Raw genomic sequence first — 15,826 nt, 5'->3', positions numbered from 1 at the left:
CCATGGCCAAGGAAGTTCCGACGCCACAACCGATCGAGCTCGACTGCGCCGATGAAGGCTTCGCGCTGGAGATGGCGCGCTGGCTGACGCATCTGCGCGCCGAGCGGCGGCTGTCGCCAAAGACGCTCGAAGCCTACGCCCGTGACCTCCGCCAATGCCTCGTTTTCCTCAGCCAGCACTGGGGCAGGAAGGTCACGCTGAAAGGGTTTGCGGCGCTGGAGGCCACCGATGTCAGGGCCTTCATGGCGATGCGCCGCGCCGACGACATTGCCGGGCGCTCGCTGATGCGGGCGCTGGCGGGCCTGCGTTCATTCGGGCGCTATCTGGAACGCGAAGGCAAGGGCAAGGTCGGCGCCCTGTCCGCCATCCGCGCGCCCAAGGTGGCAAAGAGCCTGCCGAAGCCGATCCAGATGGCCGCCGCCAAGCGCTTTGCGGATGCCGACGAGCGCGCCGGCGAGGAGCGCGATCCCTGGATCTGGGCGCGCGATGCCGCCGTGATGGCGCTGCTCTACGGTTCGGGCCTGCGCATCTCCGAGGCGCTGGGACTGAAACGGCGCGACGTGCCCAAGCCGGGCGAAGGCGACGTCCTCATCGTCACCGGCAAGGGCAACAAGACCCGGATGGTGCCGGTGCTGCAGAACGTGCTGGCGCTGATCGCCGATTACGTTGCTATGTGCCCGCATTCGCTTCCCCCCGCCGGTCCGATTTTCGTCGGCGCGCGCGGCGGGCCATTATCGCCGCGAATCATCCAGCTCACCATGGAGCGGCTGCGCGGCGCGCTCGGCCTGCCCGACAGCGCCACACCCCATGCGCTGCGGCATTCCTTCGCAACCCATCTGCTCAGCCGCGGCGGCGATTTGCGCGCGATCCAGGAACTGCTCGGCCACGCCTCGCTCTCGACCACGCAGATCTATACCGGGATCGACAGTGAACGGCTGCTGGAAGTGTACAAGAGCGCACATCCGCGGGGGTAACGGGGGCCAGACACAAAATATCGAAAACAACCCCATGCAAAGTAGAACGGACCCCGGCTCGCAGCACTCAGGCCGCTTGCGTCCGGGGCACGAGATGGCCCGTCGTCACAGCCCGGCCTGATCTCATCCCGCTCTAATTGGCTAGATACTCAATCCGGTACACATAGTCCGATCCGCGACCGACCTCCATGCGGACGACCGGCAGGAATTTGAGCCGCTCATAAAGGGGGGGCGTCACCTTTACCGTGCGGCCGGCCATGTCGGCGAGGTGTTCGACATTTCGACATGGCGCGCGCCTTGCCCGCGCACATTCCGAACCCGGCCTTCGAGCACGATCGGTGGCTGGAAGAAATCCTGGATCAGTATCTTGCCCATAAAGAAGACGAGAGCGACACCGCCAAATACGGCGGCGCAAGCCCTCAATGTCGATTTCGGAATCGAGCGGAAGAGATGCCACTCCCGCAATCCCCACCAGACCAGCCCAAATCCGAGGGCGAACAGAAACAGATACCAGTCGACGATGGCAACCATTGAACTACGGCCATATACGACCCACAGCATGCCGTAGCTCAGACCGAAGAGCACTGCGACAAGGCCGATCGACCGCAACAGCACCGGATCGCGCACGGTGTTCAGCAACACGGCCAAGAGAATGACCAGCGGCCAAAAGCATGCCGCGACGAAATCGGCGGTTGTCATATTGAGGGCTTAGAAATACGGATAGAACAATCCATTAATGAACAGGCCCAAAATCCGCTTAACTCTTGCGTTGAACAGGCCGTTCGGCAATCGTGAACCTGGATTTCACTGGAGAGGGACAACATGGGCGCACATGAAAGTATGGAGCATGCGGAGCATGCCGAGCACGCTTCGGGCTCGAACAAGAAGATCGCGTTGCTGATCGCCGTGATCGCCTTGTTTCTGGCGCTGTCGGAAACGCTGGGCAAGGGCGCGCAGACCGAAGCCATCAGCAAGAACGTCGAGGCCTCGAACCTGTGGGCGTTCTTCCAGGCCAAGAGCATCCGCCGCACCACGGTTCAGGCCACCGCGGAGCACGCCAAGCTCAGCCTGGGGACCATCGGCGACGATGCTGCGAAAGCGGCCTTGCAAAAGCAGATCGACGACTGGAACAAGACCGCGGCGCGTTACCGTTCGGAGCCGGAAACCGGGGAGGGTTCGGAACAGCTCGCCGCACGCGCCAAGCATGCCGAGCACCAGCGCGACGACGCAACGGCAAAGTATCACCACTATGAAATCGCCTCGGCCGCCTTCCAGATCGGCATCGTGCTGGCCTCGGCCACCATCATCACCGGCATGATCGCTCTGGCCTGGGTGTCAGGCATATTGGCGATCGCGGGCATCGCGATCACCGCGCTCGGCCTCTACGCGCCGCATCTCTTGCATTTGCATTGAACTTCCGCGGAGCGGTTAGCGCGCGCTGCCCTGTCATGCCCCGCCTTGTGCGCAATTGCGCACAAGGCGGGTGACGACAAGAGCGAAGGCGTCACCGCGCTTCGTGCACGCTCTTGCGGAAACGCGCGATCAATTTCAGCGTCCGCGACGACCAGCCCTCGCCGTCGCCACGCAGCATTTCACGAATGCGCTGCTTGATCGGCTGGACCAGGGCCGCCGCCTTGGCGCGCATCGCCATGATGAATTCATAAATCGTCTTGAACCACGCCATTTGCAGGAGCTTCGAACGCGTCACGTCGAAGATGAAGGCGGTGACGCCGACGCCGACGAGTTTCCCGAACACGATGACGACAACGGCGCTCAGCCAGTATTCATTCGCCAGCAACCAGAGGCCGACCAGCTTGAGCGGAAACAGCGGAATCACCGGCACCGCGAATACGATCAGCGTCATCGCCGGCGAAAGCGTGTCGACGCGATCGGACAGCCATTGCTTGAAGGCGCGCAGCGGGATCCGCGCAACGATGCGCTCGACGATCGGCTCGAGATGATCCCATAGCCAAGCTTCGATCAGAAAGATGACCGCAAGCAGGACCCAGAACGGCTGTAACAGGCGGCGCATCATCTATTGTGTCTCTGGAGCGCAATGACGTTCATTCCAGCGTCATTCCGCCCCATCTCTTTGTTTAAAGCATGATCTCCGCGCAAACGCATTCAGCGTTTGTCGCGAGAGAAGGCGGATACCCGCTTCTTCAATCATGCTCTACCCGGTATGTACCGGGTTCCGATCACATATGGATGGCGCGTTTGCCGACCGCAAGCGCGGCTTCCTTGATAGCTTCCGAGCGGGTCGGATGGGCATGGCACGTGCGCGCCAGATCTTCGGCGGAGCCGCCAAACTCCATCAGAACGCAGGCTTCGTGGATCATTTCGCCGGCTTCGCGGCCGACGATGTGCACGCCGAGCACGCGGTCAGTCTTCGCATCTGCGAGAATCTTCACGAAACCGTCAGTGGTCTGGTTGACCTTGGAGCGACCATTGGCGGTGAACGGAAACTTGCCGGAGGTGTAGGCGACGCCGGCCTGCTTCAGTTCTTCCTCGGTCTTGCCGACCGACGACACTTCCGGCGTGGTATACACCACGCCTGGAATAACGTCGTAGTTCACGTGGCCGGCCTGGCCGGCGATGATCTCGGCGCAGGCGACACCTTCGTCCTCGGCCTTGTGCGCGAGCATTGGGCCGGCGACGACGTCGCCGATCGCATAGACGCCCTTCACGGTGGTTGCGAAATGCGCGTCGATCTGCACGCGGCCGCGATTGTCGAGCGCGATGCCGGCTTCCTTCAGGCCGAGCCCTTCGGTGTAGGGCACGCGGCCGATGCAGACCAGCACCACGTCGGTTTCGAGCGTCTCTGCCGGTCCGCCGGCTGCCGGTTCGACACTGGCCTTCAACATCTTGCCCGATGTATCGACGCCGGTAACCTTGGCGCCGAGCTTGAACGCAAAGCCCTGCTTTTCGAGCATGCGCTGGAATTGCTTGGCGACCTCACCATCCATGCCGGGCAGGATGCGATCCAAGAATTCGACCACCATGACCTCAGCGCCGAGCCGTTTCCAGACCGAGCCAAGCTCGAGTCCGATTACACCGGCGCCGATGATCAGAAGCTTCTCCGGCACTTTCTCCAGCGACAGCGCGCCGGTCGACGACACCACGCGCTTCTCGTCGATCTCGATGCCCTTCAGCCGCGCGATATCGGAGCCGGTGGCAATGACTATGTTCTTGGTCTCGACCGTCTGCGCCTTGCCGTCACTGCCAGTGACCTCGACCTTGCCCGCGCCGAGGATCTTGCCCTTGCCGCTGATGACATCGATCTTGTTCTTCTTCATCAGGAACTCGACGCCCTTGACGTTGCCGTCAATGCCCTGCTGCTTGAAGTTCATCATCGACGGCAAATCGAGTTTTGGCGTGGAAACGCTGACGCCCATCTTGGCAAAGGAGTGCCCGGCCTCCTCGAACATTTCGGAAGCATGCAGCAGCGCCTTCGACGGCATGCAGCCGACATTGAGGCAGGTGCCGCCGAGTGCCGCGTTCTTCTCGACCACGGCGACCTTCATGCCGAGTTGCGCCGCGCGCACCGCGCAGACATATCCGCCCGGGCCGGTGCCGATGACGACGAGATCGTAGGAAGCCATGATGAAGTCCTGTAGCTGAGAAACGTGTCAGGTATTACCGCCCACCCGAGACATCAAGGATGGCGCTGGTGACGTAGGACGCCTCGTCCGAGATCAGCCAGACGATGGCGTTGGCGATTTCATCCGCGGTGCCGACGCGCTGCATCGGCACCATGTGCGCCAGCCGGTGCGCGCGATCGGGTTCGCCGCCGGAAGCATGAATCTCGGTATCGATCAGCCCGGGGCGAATCGCGGCCACGCGAATGCCCTCGCCGGCGACTTCATGACCGAGGCCGACAGTGAAGGAATCCACCGCGCCCTTGGAAGCCGCATAATCGACATACGTATTAGGGGAGCCGAGTTTCGCCGCGACCGAGGAAAGATTGACGATGACGCCGCCCTCGCCGCCCTTGCGCGTCGACATCCGCTTCACGGCTTCACGCGCACACAGGATGCTGCCGGTGACGTTGACCGCCATCATGCGCTGAATGCGTTCGGCCGACATATCCTCGACCCGCGCCGACGGGCCGACGATGCCGGCATTGTTGACGAGCGCACCGAGCGTTCCGAATTCGTCAGCGGCGGCAAACAGCGCGAGAATGTCCGCCTCGCTGCCAACATCGCATTTCACCGCGATCGCCTTGCCGTTCTTGCGCTCGATCGAGGCAACGACTTCCTTCGCCGCCGCCTCGTTGCTGGCGTAACCGACAACCACGCGAAAGCCGCGCGCGGCGGCAGCGAGCGCGGTGGCGCGGCCGATGCCGCGGCTGCCGCCGGTGATCACAACAACCTTGTCCGTCATATCAGCCCCCACAAGTCGGCGCGCATCGATCCATGGCTCGCAGCGCCGGCCTTTCGCACCGGCGCGGGCAAAGCCGGTAGCGTTAGAGATCCAGCACCAGACGTGCGGGGTCTTCCAGGCTTTCCTTGACGCGGACCAGGAACGTCACCGCTTCCTTGCCGTCGATCACGCGGTGATCGTAGGACAGTGCCAGATACATCATCGGGCGCACCTCGATCTTGCCGGCGACCACCATCGGCCGCTCCTGGATCTTGTGCATGCCGAGGATGCCGGACTGCGGCGCGTTCAGGATCGGCGTCGACATCAGCGAGCCGTAGATGCCGCCATTGGTGATGGTGAAGGTGCCGCCCTGCATCTCGTCGATCTTGAGCTGGCCATCGCGGGCACGGCGGCCGAAATCGGCGATTCCCTTTTCGATGTCGGAGATCGACTTGTGGTCGCAGTCGCGCACCACGGGCACAACGAGACCCTTGTCGGTGCCGACGGCGACGCCGATGTGGTAGTAGTTCTTGTAGATCAAATCAGTGCCGTCGATCTCGGCGTTGACGGCCGGGATATCCTTCAGCGCCTGCACCACGGCCTTGGTGAAGAAGCCCATGAAGCCGAGCTTGTTGCCATGCTTCTTCTCGAACACGTCCTTGTATTGTGTGCGCATCGCCATGATGTGCGTCATGTCGACCTCGTTGAAGGTCGTCAGCATCGCAGCCGTGTTCTGCACGTCCTTCAGCCGCCGCGCGATGGTCTGGCGCAGCCGCGTCATCTTCACGCGCTCCTCGCGCGCGGCATCGTCAGCCGGCGACGGCGCGCGCACCTGTACGGATGCGGCCGGCTGATTGACCGGCGTCGGCGCGGACGCCGCCTTCTCGATCGCGGCCAGCATGTCGCCCTTGGTGACGCGGCCGTCCTTGCCGGAGCCCGGCACGGTCGCGGCATCGATGCCGCTTTCGGCGGAGAGCTTTCGAACCGACGGCGCCAGCGGCGCATCCGCTGCCACAGCCTTCGGAGCCGCAGCAGGCGCGGCGGCGGGCGCTGCAGCCGGGGCGGCGGCCTTGGCGGGCGCGGCTGACTTGGCGCCGCCGCCCGCACCTTCATTGATCTGCCCGAGCAGCGCGCCGACGGCGACGGTCTCGCCGTCCTTGGCCGCGATCTCGCCGAGCACACCGGCTGACGGCGCCGGCACTTCGATGGTGACCTTGTCGGTCTCGAGCTCGACCAGCGGCTCGTCTACAGCCACGGCGTCACCGGCCTTCTTGAACCAGCGGCCGATGGTGGCTTCCGTCACGGACTCGCCGAGCGTCGGAACACGAATTTCAGTCATGGTATTTTTTCCTCAGTAGTTTGGGCCGCCATCGTCCGCCTTGTGCGCCATTGCGCAGCGGGGTGGACGATCCAGTACTCCGGGACGGTCATATGAATCGACGGTGTACTGGATGCCCCGCCCCAGTGCGCAATTGCGCATAAGGCGGGGGCATGACGAGTGACAATTAATTCAGCGCCTCATCCAGCATCGCCTTGAGCTGCGCCTGGTGCTTCGACATCAAACCGGTGGCGGTTGCGGCCGAGGCGGCGCGACCGGCGTAACGCGGACGCCGGTTCGGCGCATGGATCTGGTTCAACACCCATTCGAGATAGGGCTCGATGAAGTGCCACGCCCCCATGTTGCGCGGCTCTTCCTGGCACCAGACCACTTCGGCGTTCTTGAAGCGTGCAAGCTCCTGCACCAGCGCCTTGAGCGGCACCGGATAGAGCTGCTCGACGCGCATGATGTAGATGTCGTCGATGCCGCGCTTCTCGCGCTCCTCGTAGAGATCGTAATAGACCTTGCCCGAGCACAGCACGACACGGCGGATCTTGTCGTCCGGCGTGAGCCTGGTCTTCTCGTCGGGCCGCATCTGGGCGTCATCATACAGGATGCGGTGGAAGGTGGTGTCCGCCCCCAATTCGTCGAGCTGCGAGACCGCGCGCTTGTGCCGCAACAGCGACTTCGGCGTCATCATGATCAGGGGCTTGCGGATTTCGCGATGCAACTGGCGCCGCAGCACGTGGAAGTAATTCGCAGGCGTAGTGGGATACACCACCTGCATATTGTCTTCGGCGCACATCTGCAGGAAACGCTCGAGCCGCGCCGAGGAATGCTCCGGCCCCTGCCCTTCATAGCCATGCGGCAGCAGGCAGACGAGGCCGGACATGCGCAGCCATTTGCGTTCGCCCGACGAGATGAACTGGTCGAACAGCACCTGGGCGCCGTTGGCGAAGTCGCCGAACTGCGCTTCCCACATCGCCAGCGCCTTCGGCTCGGCCAGCGAATAACCGTACTCGAAGCCGAGCACCGCCTCTTCGGACAACAGCGAGTTGATGACCTCGTAATGGCCCTGGTCGTGGCCGAGGTGGTTGAACGGCGTGTAGCGGCTCTCGTCTTCCTGGTCGATCAGCACCGAGTGGCGCTGCGAAAACGTGCCGCGCTCTGAGTCCTGGCCCGACAGCCGGACATGGCGGCCTTCCTGCAGCAGCGTGCAGAACGCCAGCGCCTCGCCGGTCGCCCAGTCGATGCCGACGCCGTTGTCGATGGCCTTGGCGCGGTTTTCCAGGAAACGCTGGATGGTGCGGTGAACCCGGAAGCCGTCCGGCACCTTGGTGATCTTGCGCCCGATATCCTTGAGGATGTTGACGTCGACGCCGGTGACGCCGCGGCGGGCCTCCTCTTCCTGGTCGGCGGACTTGAAGCCGGCCCACTTGCCGTCGAGCCAGTCGGCCTTGTTGGGCTTGTAGCCGGAGCCGGCCTCGAGCTCGGCATCGAGCCGCGCGCGCCAGTCGGCCTTGGCCTTTTCGACCTCGCCCTCGGTCATCACGCCGTCGGCGATCAGCCGCCTGGCGTAGATCTCCAGCGTCGAGGGATGCGAGGCGATGCGCTTGTACATCACCGGCTGGGTGAACGCCGGCTCGTCGCCCTCGTTGTGGCCATGGCGGCGATAGCAGAACATGTCGATGACGACCGGCTTGTGGAATTTCTGCCGGAATTCGATCGCGACCTTGGCCGCGAACACCACCGCCTCCGGATCGTCGCCGTTCACATGGAAGATCGGTGCGTCGATCATCTTCGCCACATCGGACGGATAGGGCGAGGAACGCGAATAGCGCGGATAGGTGGTGAAGCCGATCTGGTTGTTGACGATGAAATGCAGCGAGCCGCCGGTGCGGTAGCCCTTCAGGTCGGACAGGCTGAAGCATTCCGCCACCACGCCCTGGCCGGCGAACGCCGCGTCGCCATGCATCAGCATCGGCAGCACGGAGATGCGCATGTCCGGCGGATCGCCGTGCTGGTCCTGCTTGGCGCGAACCTTGCCGAGCACGACGGGATCGACGATTTCCAGATGCGACGGGTTCGCGGTCAGCGACAGATGGATCTTGTTGTTGTCGAACTCGCGGTCGGACGACGCGCCGAGATGGTATTTGACGTCGCCGGAGCCTTCGACCGCGTCCGGGTTGGCGGAGCCACCCTTGAATTCATGAAACAGCGCGCGGTGCGGCTTGCCCATGACCTGGGTCAGCACGTTGAGGCGGCCGCGATGCGGCATGCCGAGCACGATCTCCTTCACGCCGAGATTGCCGCCGCGCTTGATGATCTGTTCGAGCGCCGGAATCAGCGATTCAGCGCCGTCGAGGCCGAAACGCTTGGTGCCCGTGAACTTGAGATCGCAGAACTTTTCAAAGCCTTCGGCTTCGACCAGCTTGTTGAGGATCGCGCGGCGTCCCTCACGCGTAAAACTGATTTCCTTGTCCGGCCCCTCGATGCGCTCCTGGATCCAGGCCTTCTGCGCAGCGTTGGAGATGTGCATGAACTCGACGCCGAGCGTCTGGCAGTAGGTGCGCTCGCAGATCGCGACGATTTCGCGCAAGCTGCCGTATTCGAGACCGAGCACGTGGTCGAGGAAGATCTTGCGGTCGAAGTCGGCTTCGGTGAAGCCATAGGTGCGCGGATCGAGCTCTTCGCGATCGCGCTGCGCCTCGATGCCGAGCGGATCGAGCTTGGCGTGGAAATGACCGCGCATGCGGTAGGCGCGGATCAGCATCAAGGCGCGGACCGAATCGCGCGTCGCCTGGTTGACGTCGGCGGCCGACAGCTCGGCACCCTTGACCTGCGCCTTGGCGGCAAGCTTGGTGCCGACGGCCTTCTCGACGGTGACCCAGTTCCCGTCCAGCGCCGAGGTCAGTTCGTCGCGCGGGGTGAGCGGCCAGTTGTCGCGGCCCCAGGACGGGCCCTCGGCGTTCTTCTGGACGTCGGCCGAGGTGTCTTTCAGGCTCTTGAAGAATTCCTGCCACTCGGCGTCGACCGACGCGGGGTTCTGCTCGTAGCGGGCATAGAGGTCGTCGATGTAGGTGGCGTTGGTGCCCTGCAAAAACGAAGAGAGGGCAAATGCTGCATTCGCGTCCTGGCGAGACATGATGGCGTCCTGGTGATTTTCGGTTTGCGCGTAGAAGACGGCGCATCGCCGATCCGGAAACCGGATCAGCGGGATAAAGTACCCCTTACCCTATTTAATGCGAAACTTCGCCCCGAAAAGAACCAAGAATTGAATTAAGATTTCAATTTTTCGGCAAGAGTATGTCCGAGCCGCGCCGGCGACGGAGAGACCGTAATTCCGGCCGCTTCCATGGCCGTCGTCTTGGATCCGGCGTCGCCCTTGCCGCCGGAGATGATCGCGCCGGCATGGCCCATGCGGCGGCCGGGAGGGGCCGTGACGCCGGCGATGAAGCCAACCATCGGCTTCTTCCGGCCCCGCTTGGCCTCGTCCTTGATGAACTGGGCGGCATCTTCCTCGGCGGAACCGCCGATTTCACCGATCATGATGATCGAGGTGGTTTTTGGGTCGGCCAGGAACATCTCCAGCACGTCGATGAATTCGGTGCCCTTGACCGGGTCGCCGCCGATGCCGACCGCGGTGGTCTGGCCGAGGCCTTCCTGGGTGGTCTGGAACACGGCTTCGTAGGTCAACGTGCCCGACCGCGAAACGATCCCGACGCTGCCCGGCTTGAAGATGTTGGCCGGCATGATGCCGATCTTGCACTCGCCCGCGGTCATCACGCCCGGGCAGTTCGGCCCGATCAGGCGCGATTTCGATCCCGACAACGAGCGCTTCACGCGGACCATGTCGAGCACCGGAATGCCCTCGGTGATGCAAACGATCAGCGGAATTTCCGCATCGATCGCTTCGCAGATCGCGTCCGCCGCACCCGGCGGCGGCACGTAGATGACGCTTGCGTCCGCCCCTGTCTTCTCGCGGGCTTCCGCAACGGTGTCGAACACCGGCAGACCGAGATGCGTCGATCCGCCCTTACCCGGCGAGGTGCCGCCGACCATCTTGGTGCCGTACGCGACCGCGGCTTCCGAATGGAACGTGCCGTTCTTGCCCGTAAAACCCTGGCAGATGACTTTGGTATTCTTGTCGATCAGAACGGACATGATTGAGAACGCTTTCGTAGGTGATCGGGAACGATGGGTTTAGTGAATCCGCCGGTAAACGCCGGTGAGCACGTCGGCCCATCCTTCGGCATCGGGCGAGAACTGGATCTTCATGGTGTAGTTGTCGTTGTCGACGACTTCATAGACATGGCGCGCATTGCCACGCAGCGAGCCGCGCACGAGGATCAACGTCTTGCCGGTCCAGCCGCCGGAGGCCGGCGCCGGCGAGTAGTAGCCGAGCGAATCGTGCCAGAATAATTTGTAGTGCCGGTCGTCGCGGTCGTAGGTGAACACGCCGTGGGTGGCGAAGGTCTCCTTGCCGTCGCGCATCTGGCGGGCGTCCTGGATCAGGTAGAAGCCGTTGAGATCCATCCGCGCGACCACATGCGAGGTCGCCGGACCGCCGGCGGTCCAGCGCGACGGATAGACCACTTCCTCGCCGGCCCACTCGCCCGCAAACACCTCGAGCTTGCGGTGTTCCTCCAGCGGTGTCGGTGCAGCGAGATGGTCAGCCATTGCTAGCCTCCCTTGACGGCTTTCACGATTTTCTGTGCGGCGTCGTCGAGATTGTCGGCGGGCACCACGTTGAGGCCGGAGTCGCGAATGATCTTCTTGCCGGCGTCGACATTGGTGCCTTCGAGCCGCACGACCAGCGGCACTTTCAGGCCGACTTCCTTCACGGCAGCAACCACGCCTTCGGCGATGATATCGCACTTCATGATGCCGCCGAAGATGTTGACCAGGATGCCCTTCACATTGGGATCGGCGGTGATGATCTTGAAGGCCGCCGCCACCTTCTCCTTGCTGGCGCCGCCGCCGACGTCGAGGAAGTTGGCCGGCTCCATGCCGTAGAGCTTGATGATGTCCATGGTCGCCATCGCAAGGCCGGCGCCGTTGACCATGCAGCCGATGGTGCCATCGAGCGTGACGTAATTGAGATCGTATTTCGACGCCTCGATTTCCTTGGCGTCCTCTTCGGTCTCGTCACGCAATGCTGCGACTTCGGGATGGCGATACATGGCGTTGTCGTCGAACGACACTTTCGCATCGAGCACGCGGAGCTGGCCCTGCTTGGTGACAACCAGCGGATTGATTTCCAGCATCGCCATGTCCTTGGCGGTGAAGGCGTTATAGAGCTGCGCGACCAGCTTCTCGGCCTGCTTGGCGAGATCGCCGGAGAGATTGAGCGCCTTCGCGACAGTCCGGCCGTGGTGGCCCATGATGCCGGTCGCCGGATCGACCGAGAAGGTCACGATCTTTTCCGGGTTGTTGTGCGCGACTTCCTCGATGTTGACGCCGCCTTCGGTCGAAACCACGAACGACACTTCGGAAGTTTCGCGGTCGACCAGGATCGAGAGGTAGAACTCCTTGTCGATGTCGGAGCCGTCCTCGATGTAGAGGCGGTTGACCTGCTTGCCGTGCGCGCCGGTCTGGATCGTGACCAGGGTCGCGCCCAGCATCTGCTTGGCGAATTCGTTGACCTCGGCGACCGACTTGGCGATGCGGACGCCGCCCTTGTCGCCGGCGCTAGCCTCCTTGAACTTGCCCTTGCCGCGGCCGCCGGCATGGATCTGGCTCTTTACCACCCAGACCGGGCCGGGGAGCTGCTTGGCGGCGGCTTCAGAATCCGAGGCCTTCAACACCGGCACGCCGCGCGAAATCGGCACGCCGAATTCATGCAGCAGAGCCTTGGCCTGGTATTCATGGATATTCATCTGGACGCTCCCCAAAACCCTTAGCGGCGAGTTCTACAGTTCACCGGCATTGGTAGTTGGCATACCATATACCAATAGAACTGCAACCCTGAAAACGCTTTCGCCCCCGCGAAGGAGCGAAAGCCGAGCAAAATCAACGGCCGAGCAGATCGGGCGCGATCTTCTTGCAGGCGTCGACCAGGCCCTGAACGGCGCCAACCGACTTGTCGAAAGCTTCGCGGTCCTTGCCGGCCAGTTCGATCTCGACAATACGCTCGACGCCCTTCGAGCCGATGACGACGGGAACGCCGACATACATGTCCTTCACGCCGTATTCGCCGTTGAGATAGGCGGCGCAGGGCAGCACGCGCTTCTTGTCCTTCAGGTAGCTCTCGGCCATCGCGATCGCGGCCGCCGCGGGCGCGTAGAAGGCGGAACCGGTCTTGAGGAGGTTGACGATCTCGGCGCCGCCGTTGCGGGTGCGGTCGACGATCTCGTCGATGCGGGCCTGCGAGGTCCAGCCCATCTTGACGAGGTCGGGCAGCGGAATGCCGGCGACAGTGGAGTAGCGGGTCAGCGGTACCATGGTGTCGCCGTGGCCGCCGAGCACGAAGGCGGTGACGTCTTCGACCGAGACGTTGAATTCGTCGGCGAGGAAGTAACGGAACCGCGCGGAGTCGAGCACGCCGGCCATGCCGACCACCTTCTTGTGCGGCATGCCGGAAGCCTTCTGCAGCGCCCACACCATCGCATCCAGCGGGTTGGTGATGCAGATGACGAAGGCGTCGGGGGCATATTTCTTGATGCCGGCGCCGACCTGCTCCATGACCTTGAGATTGATGCTCAGCAGATCGTCGCGGCTCATGCCGGGCTTGCGCGGCACGCCGGCGGTCACGATGCAGACCTTGGCGCCATCGAGCGCGTCGTAGGAGTTTGCGCCGGTGAGGTGGGCGTCGAAACCGTCGACCGGGGACGACTGCGCGATGTCGAGCGCTTTACCCTGGGGAACGCCCTCAGCGATGTCGAACATCACGACGTCGCCGAGCTCCTTCAGGCCGACGAGGTGAGCCAGCGTTCCGCCGATCTGACCGGAGCCAATCAAAGCAATCTTGTCGCGCGCCATGGGAAATTTGTCCTTCTGAGACGAAGATGAGGGGTGTGGATAAGGAAGTTGGATGGCTGGTTATCCCTTTCGAATGACCGGTTCAAGCCGGGGCGTGCCCAATTCTAAGGCCCCGCCTCGATTTCGGTCAGGCATGCCAGCGAAAGACTACGTTTCCACCAGCCCCGTGCTCGACCCGCTCGCCGCGGAATCCTTCCGGCCGTGCGGGAGCGCCAGGTAGGATTCGGAGCTCATTTCGATCAGCCGTGACGAGGTCCGCTTGAACTCGTTGGCCTCATTGCCATCGGTCGCCAGGTATAGCGACACCGGGTCAGCCTCGGCCGAAGCCATCAGCTTCACGGCATTGTCATAGAGCGTGTCGATCAGCGAGATGAAACGCTTGGCGGCATTCTTCTCGGGGTAATCCATCACCGGAATGCGGTCTATCAGGATGGTGTGATAATCATGCGCCAGCCGCAGATAGTCCGACGCGGCCAGCGGTTTTTCGCAGATATCGGAGAAACTAAAGCGCGCGACGCCATGGGCCGAACAGGGCACGCGCAGAACGCGGCCCTTGATCGTGATGTCGCGCGGCTTGCACGGCGCGTTGCCCGTCATCTTGCGCCAGGCGCGATCGAGCGCGGCGCCGGCTTCATCGTCCGGCGGCACCAGCCACATCTTCACGCCGGCGAGTTTTTCCAGCCGGAAATCCGTGCGCGCGTCGAGCCGCAGCACGTCCATGCGATCTTCGATCTGCGTGATGAAGGGCAGGAACAGCGCGCGGTTGAGGCCGCCCTTGTAGAGGTCTTCGGGCGCGACGTTCGAGGTCGCCACCACGACGGTGCCGAGTTCGAACAGTTTTGAGAACAGCCGCCCCAGGATCATGGCGTCGGCGATGTCGGTAACGTGAAACTCGTCGAAGCACAGCAGCCAGGCCTCGTCGAAGATGGCGTTCGCCGTCAGCTCGATCACGTCGCCGTCCGCGATTTCGCCGCGCGCGATGTTCTGGCGATAGGCGTAGATCTTCTCATGCGCCTCGGCCATGAATTCGTGGAAATGGGCGCGGCGTTTGTGCTGGACCGGAGAGTGCTGAAAGAACAGGTCCATCAGCATGGTCTTGCCGCGGCCGACCTCGCCATGAACGTAAAGCCCCCGCGGCGGCGGCTCGCTCTTGTCGCCGAACAACCGGCCAAGCAGGCTTAGCTTGCGCGCCGGCTTGTAGCTCGAAAGCCGCTCCTCGAGCGCTGAGAACGATTCGGCGGCGGCGGCCTGCGCGGGATCGGCCTCGATCGCGCCGGAGGAAACCTGCGCCTGGTACTGTGCGCGGAACGAGGTGGGGTCGGTCGACAGCATGGCCCCTTTCGGCCTCAAGCGTAGAGAAATTGCAAGCCGTGAATTGGTGTTGGGGGTATGCAAACACAGCCCGTCATACCCGCGAAGGCGGGTATCCAGTACGCCGCGGCCCCTCGGTTCTATCTCAGGCGTCTCTGGTATACTGGATCATCCGCTTTCGCGGATGATGACGGCGGTGGACGTGACGCGCACCAAGCCTCACGCACTCAACGCGTAGGAATCCTCGACCACATAGGGCCCGCCGCCGGTGGAGGCGCGGGATGAGAACAGCACGAAGCGCGACGCCATGAATGTTCGGCTCGGAAAATAGCCGCGCACCGAGAGATAATCGGCAACGTCCTGGCTGGAGGCATCATGCAGCCGCGCCAGCGTCACGTGTGGCGTGAATTTGCGGCCCTCGGGATCGAGCCCGATCCGCTGCATCAGCCGTTCGAGCTCGGCCTGCAGCTCGATCAGCGGCCGGCTCGGCTCGACGGAAGCGACCACCGCGCGCGGTTTCTTGCCGCCAAAACTCTGCAGGCCCTGCACCTTGACCTCGAACGGCTTGCGGTTGATCCGAAACAGCATCGAGGCGATTTCATTCGCCGACATGCCGTCGATATCGCCGATGAAGCGCAAGGTGACGTGGTAATTTTCGGGATCGATCCAGCGGGCGCCGGGAAGGCCGCCACGCAAATTGGAAAGGCTCTGGCCGATCTCGGCCGGAATTTCCAGTCCAGCAAACAAACGCGGCATCGCAAAATCCTCGATGCGAAGGCGTCAGCTTTGGAGGCTCACGCCTGACAGCAAACCCGGTGACGAATCACCGATCACTAATTCCTACCCGACTTATATGACCCTGCGAAGCACGCCGCGCCGG

14 protein-coding genes are annotated in these 15,826 nt (G+C 63.0%); 2 read left to right on the top strand and 12 right to left on the bottom strand.

What is annotated here, in order from left to right:
* Window positions 1-2 precede the first annotated feature (2 nt).
* Window positions 3-974 carry a tyrosine recombinase XerC gene (locus IVB05_RS00965; RefSeq protein WP_247782602.1) on the top strand — a complete coding sequence of 324 codons (972 nt, stop codon included), beginning with the start codon at window positions 3-5 and terminating at the stop codon, window positions 972-974.
* Between the two features lie 240 nt (window positions 975-1,214).
* Here the strand turns inward: IVB05_RS00965 and IVB05_RS00960 are convergent, their stop codons facing one another.
* Window positions 1,215-1,673, bottom strand: a complete 459-nt coding sequence (locus IVB05_RS00960; protein ID WP_247782601.1) for a hypothetical protein — start codon at window positions 1,671-1,673, stop codon at window positions 1,215-1,217.
* 123 nt (window positions 1,674-1,796) lie between these two features.
* On the opposite strand from IVB05_RS00960, the gene IVB05_RS00955 reads away from it, so the two are divergent.
* Complete coding sequence (locus IVB05_RS00955) at window positions 1,797-2,387, top strand: DUF4337 domain-containing protein (RefSeq protein ID WP_247782600.1); 591 nt, start codon at window positions 1,797-1,799, stop codon at window positions 2,385-2,387.
* Between the two features lie 91 nt (window positions 2,388-2,478).
* Here IVB05_RS00955 and IVB05_RS00950 read toward each other — a convergent pair whose 3' ends face one another.
* The 11 genes from IVB05_RS00950 to thpR form a co-directional block, all read right to left on the bottom strand.
* The gene (locus tag IVB05_RS00950; RefSeq protein ID WP_247782599.1) at window positions 2,479-3,009 is read right to left on the bottom strand and encodes a hypothetical protein; all 531 of its coding nucleotides are present in this window, start codon (window positions 3,007-3,009) and stop codon (window positions 2,479-2,481) included.
* Window positions 3,010-3,172: 163 nt separating this feature from the next.
* On the bottom strand, window positions 3,173-4,576 hold the full coding sequence (gene lpdA, locus IVB05_RS00945) for a dihydrolipoyl dehydrogenase (RefSeq protein ID WP_247782598.1): 1,404 nt from the start codon (window positions 4,574-4,576) through the stop codon (window positions 3,173-3,175).
* 34 nt (window positions 4,577-4,610) lie between these two features.
* Window positions 4,611-5,357 carry an SDR family oxidoreductase gene (locus IVB05_RS00940; RefSeq protein WP_247782597.1) on the bottom strand — a complete coding sequence of 249 codons (747 nt, stop codon included), beginning with the start codon at window positions 5,355-5,357 and terminating at the stop codon, window positions 4,611-4,613.
* 82 nt (window positions 5,358-5,439) lie between these two features.
* Window positions 5,440-6,675, bottom strand: a complete 1,236-nt coding sequence (gene odhB / locus IVB05_RS00935; RefSeq protein WP_247782596.1) for a 2-oxoglutarate dehydrogenase complex dihydrolipoyllysine-residue succinyltransferase — start codon at window positions 6,673-6,675, stop codon at window positions 5,440-5,442.
* Between the two features lie 166 nt (window positions 6,676-6,841).
* Window positions 6,842-9,799, bottom strand: a complete 2,958-nt coding sequence (locus IVB05_RS00930) for a 2-oxoglutarate dehydrogenase E1 component (RefSeq protein WP_247782595.1) — start codon at window positions 9,797-9,799, stop codon at window positions 6,842-6,844.
* Window positions 9,800-9,933: 134 nt separating this feature from the next.
* Window positions 9,934-10,818: a succinate--CoA ligase subunit alpha gene (sucD, locus tag IVB05_RS00925; protein ID WP_247782594.1), complete on the bottom strand. Its 885-nt coding sequence runs from the start codon at window positions 10,816-10,818 to the stop codon at window positions 9,934-9,936.
* Window positions 10,819-10,857: 39 nt separating this feature from the next.
* Window positions 10,858-11,334, bottom strand: coding sequence for a DUF1579 family protein (locus tag IVB05_RS00920; RefSeq protein ID WP_247782593.1), 477 nt, complete (start codon window positions 11,332-11,334; stop codon window positions 10,858-10,860).
* 2 nt (window positions 11,335-11,336) lie between these two features.
* Entirely contained in the window at window positions 11,337-12,533 is a 1,197-nt protein-coding gene (sucC, locus tag IVB05_RS00915) for an ADP-forming succinate--CoA ligase subunit beta (protein WP_247782592.1), read from the bottom strand.
* 133 nt (window positions 12,534-12,666) lie between these two features.
* Window positions 12,667-13,635, bottom strand: a complete 969-nt coding sequence (mdh, locus tag IVB05_RS00910) for a malate dehydrogenase (protein WP_247782591.1) — start codon at window positions 13,633-13,635, stop codon at window positions 12,667-12,669.
* Between the two features lie 147 nt (window positions 13,636-13,782).
* Window positions 13,783-14,967 carry a cell division protein ZapE gene (gene zapE, locus IVB05_RS00905; protein WP_247782590.1) on the bottom strand — a complete coding sequence of 395 codons (1,185 nt, stop codon included), beginning with the start codon at window positions 14,965-14,967 and terminating at the stop codon, window positions 13,783-13,785.
* 198 nt (window positions 14,968-15,165) lie between these two features.
* Window positions 15,166-15,702, bottom strand: coding sequence for an RNA 2',3'-cyclic phosphodiesterase (gene thpR / locus IVB05_RS00900; RefSeq protein WP_108520635.1), 537 nt, complete (start codon window positions 15,700-15,702; stop codon window positions 15,166-15,168).
* Window positions 15,703-15,826 lie beyond the last annotated feature (124 nt).

It is taken from the genome of Bradyrhizobium sp. 170 (genome assembly GCF_023101085.1).
Taxonomy (GTDB): domain Bacteria; phylum Pseudomonadota; class Alphaproteobacteria; order Rhizobiales; family Xanthobacteraceae; genus Bradyrhizobium.
Note: the sequence above shows the minus strand (reverse complement) of the source record. Positions and strands in the feature narration are given on the sequence as shown.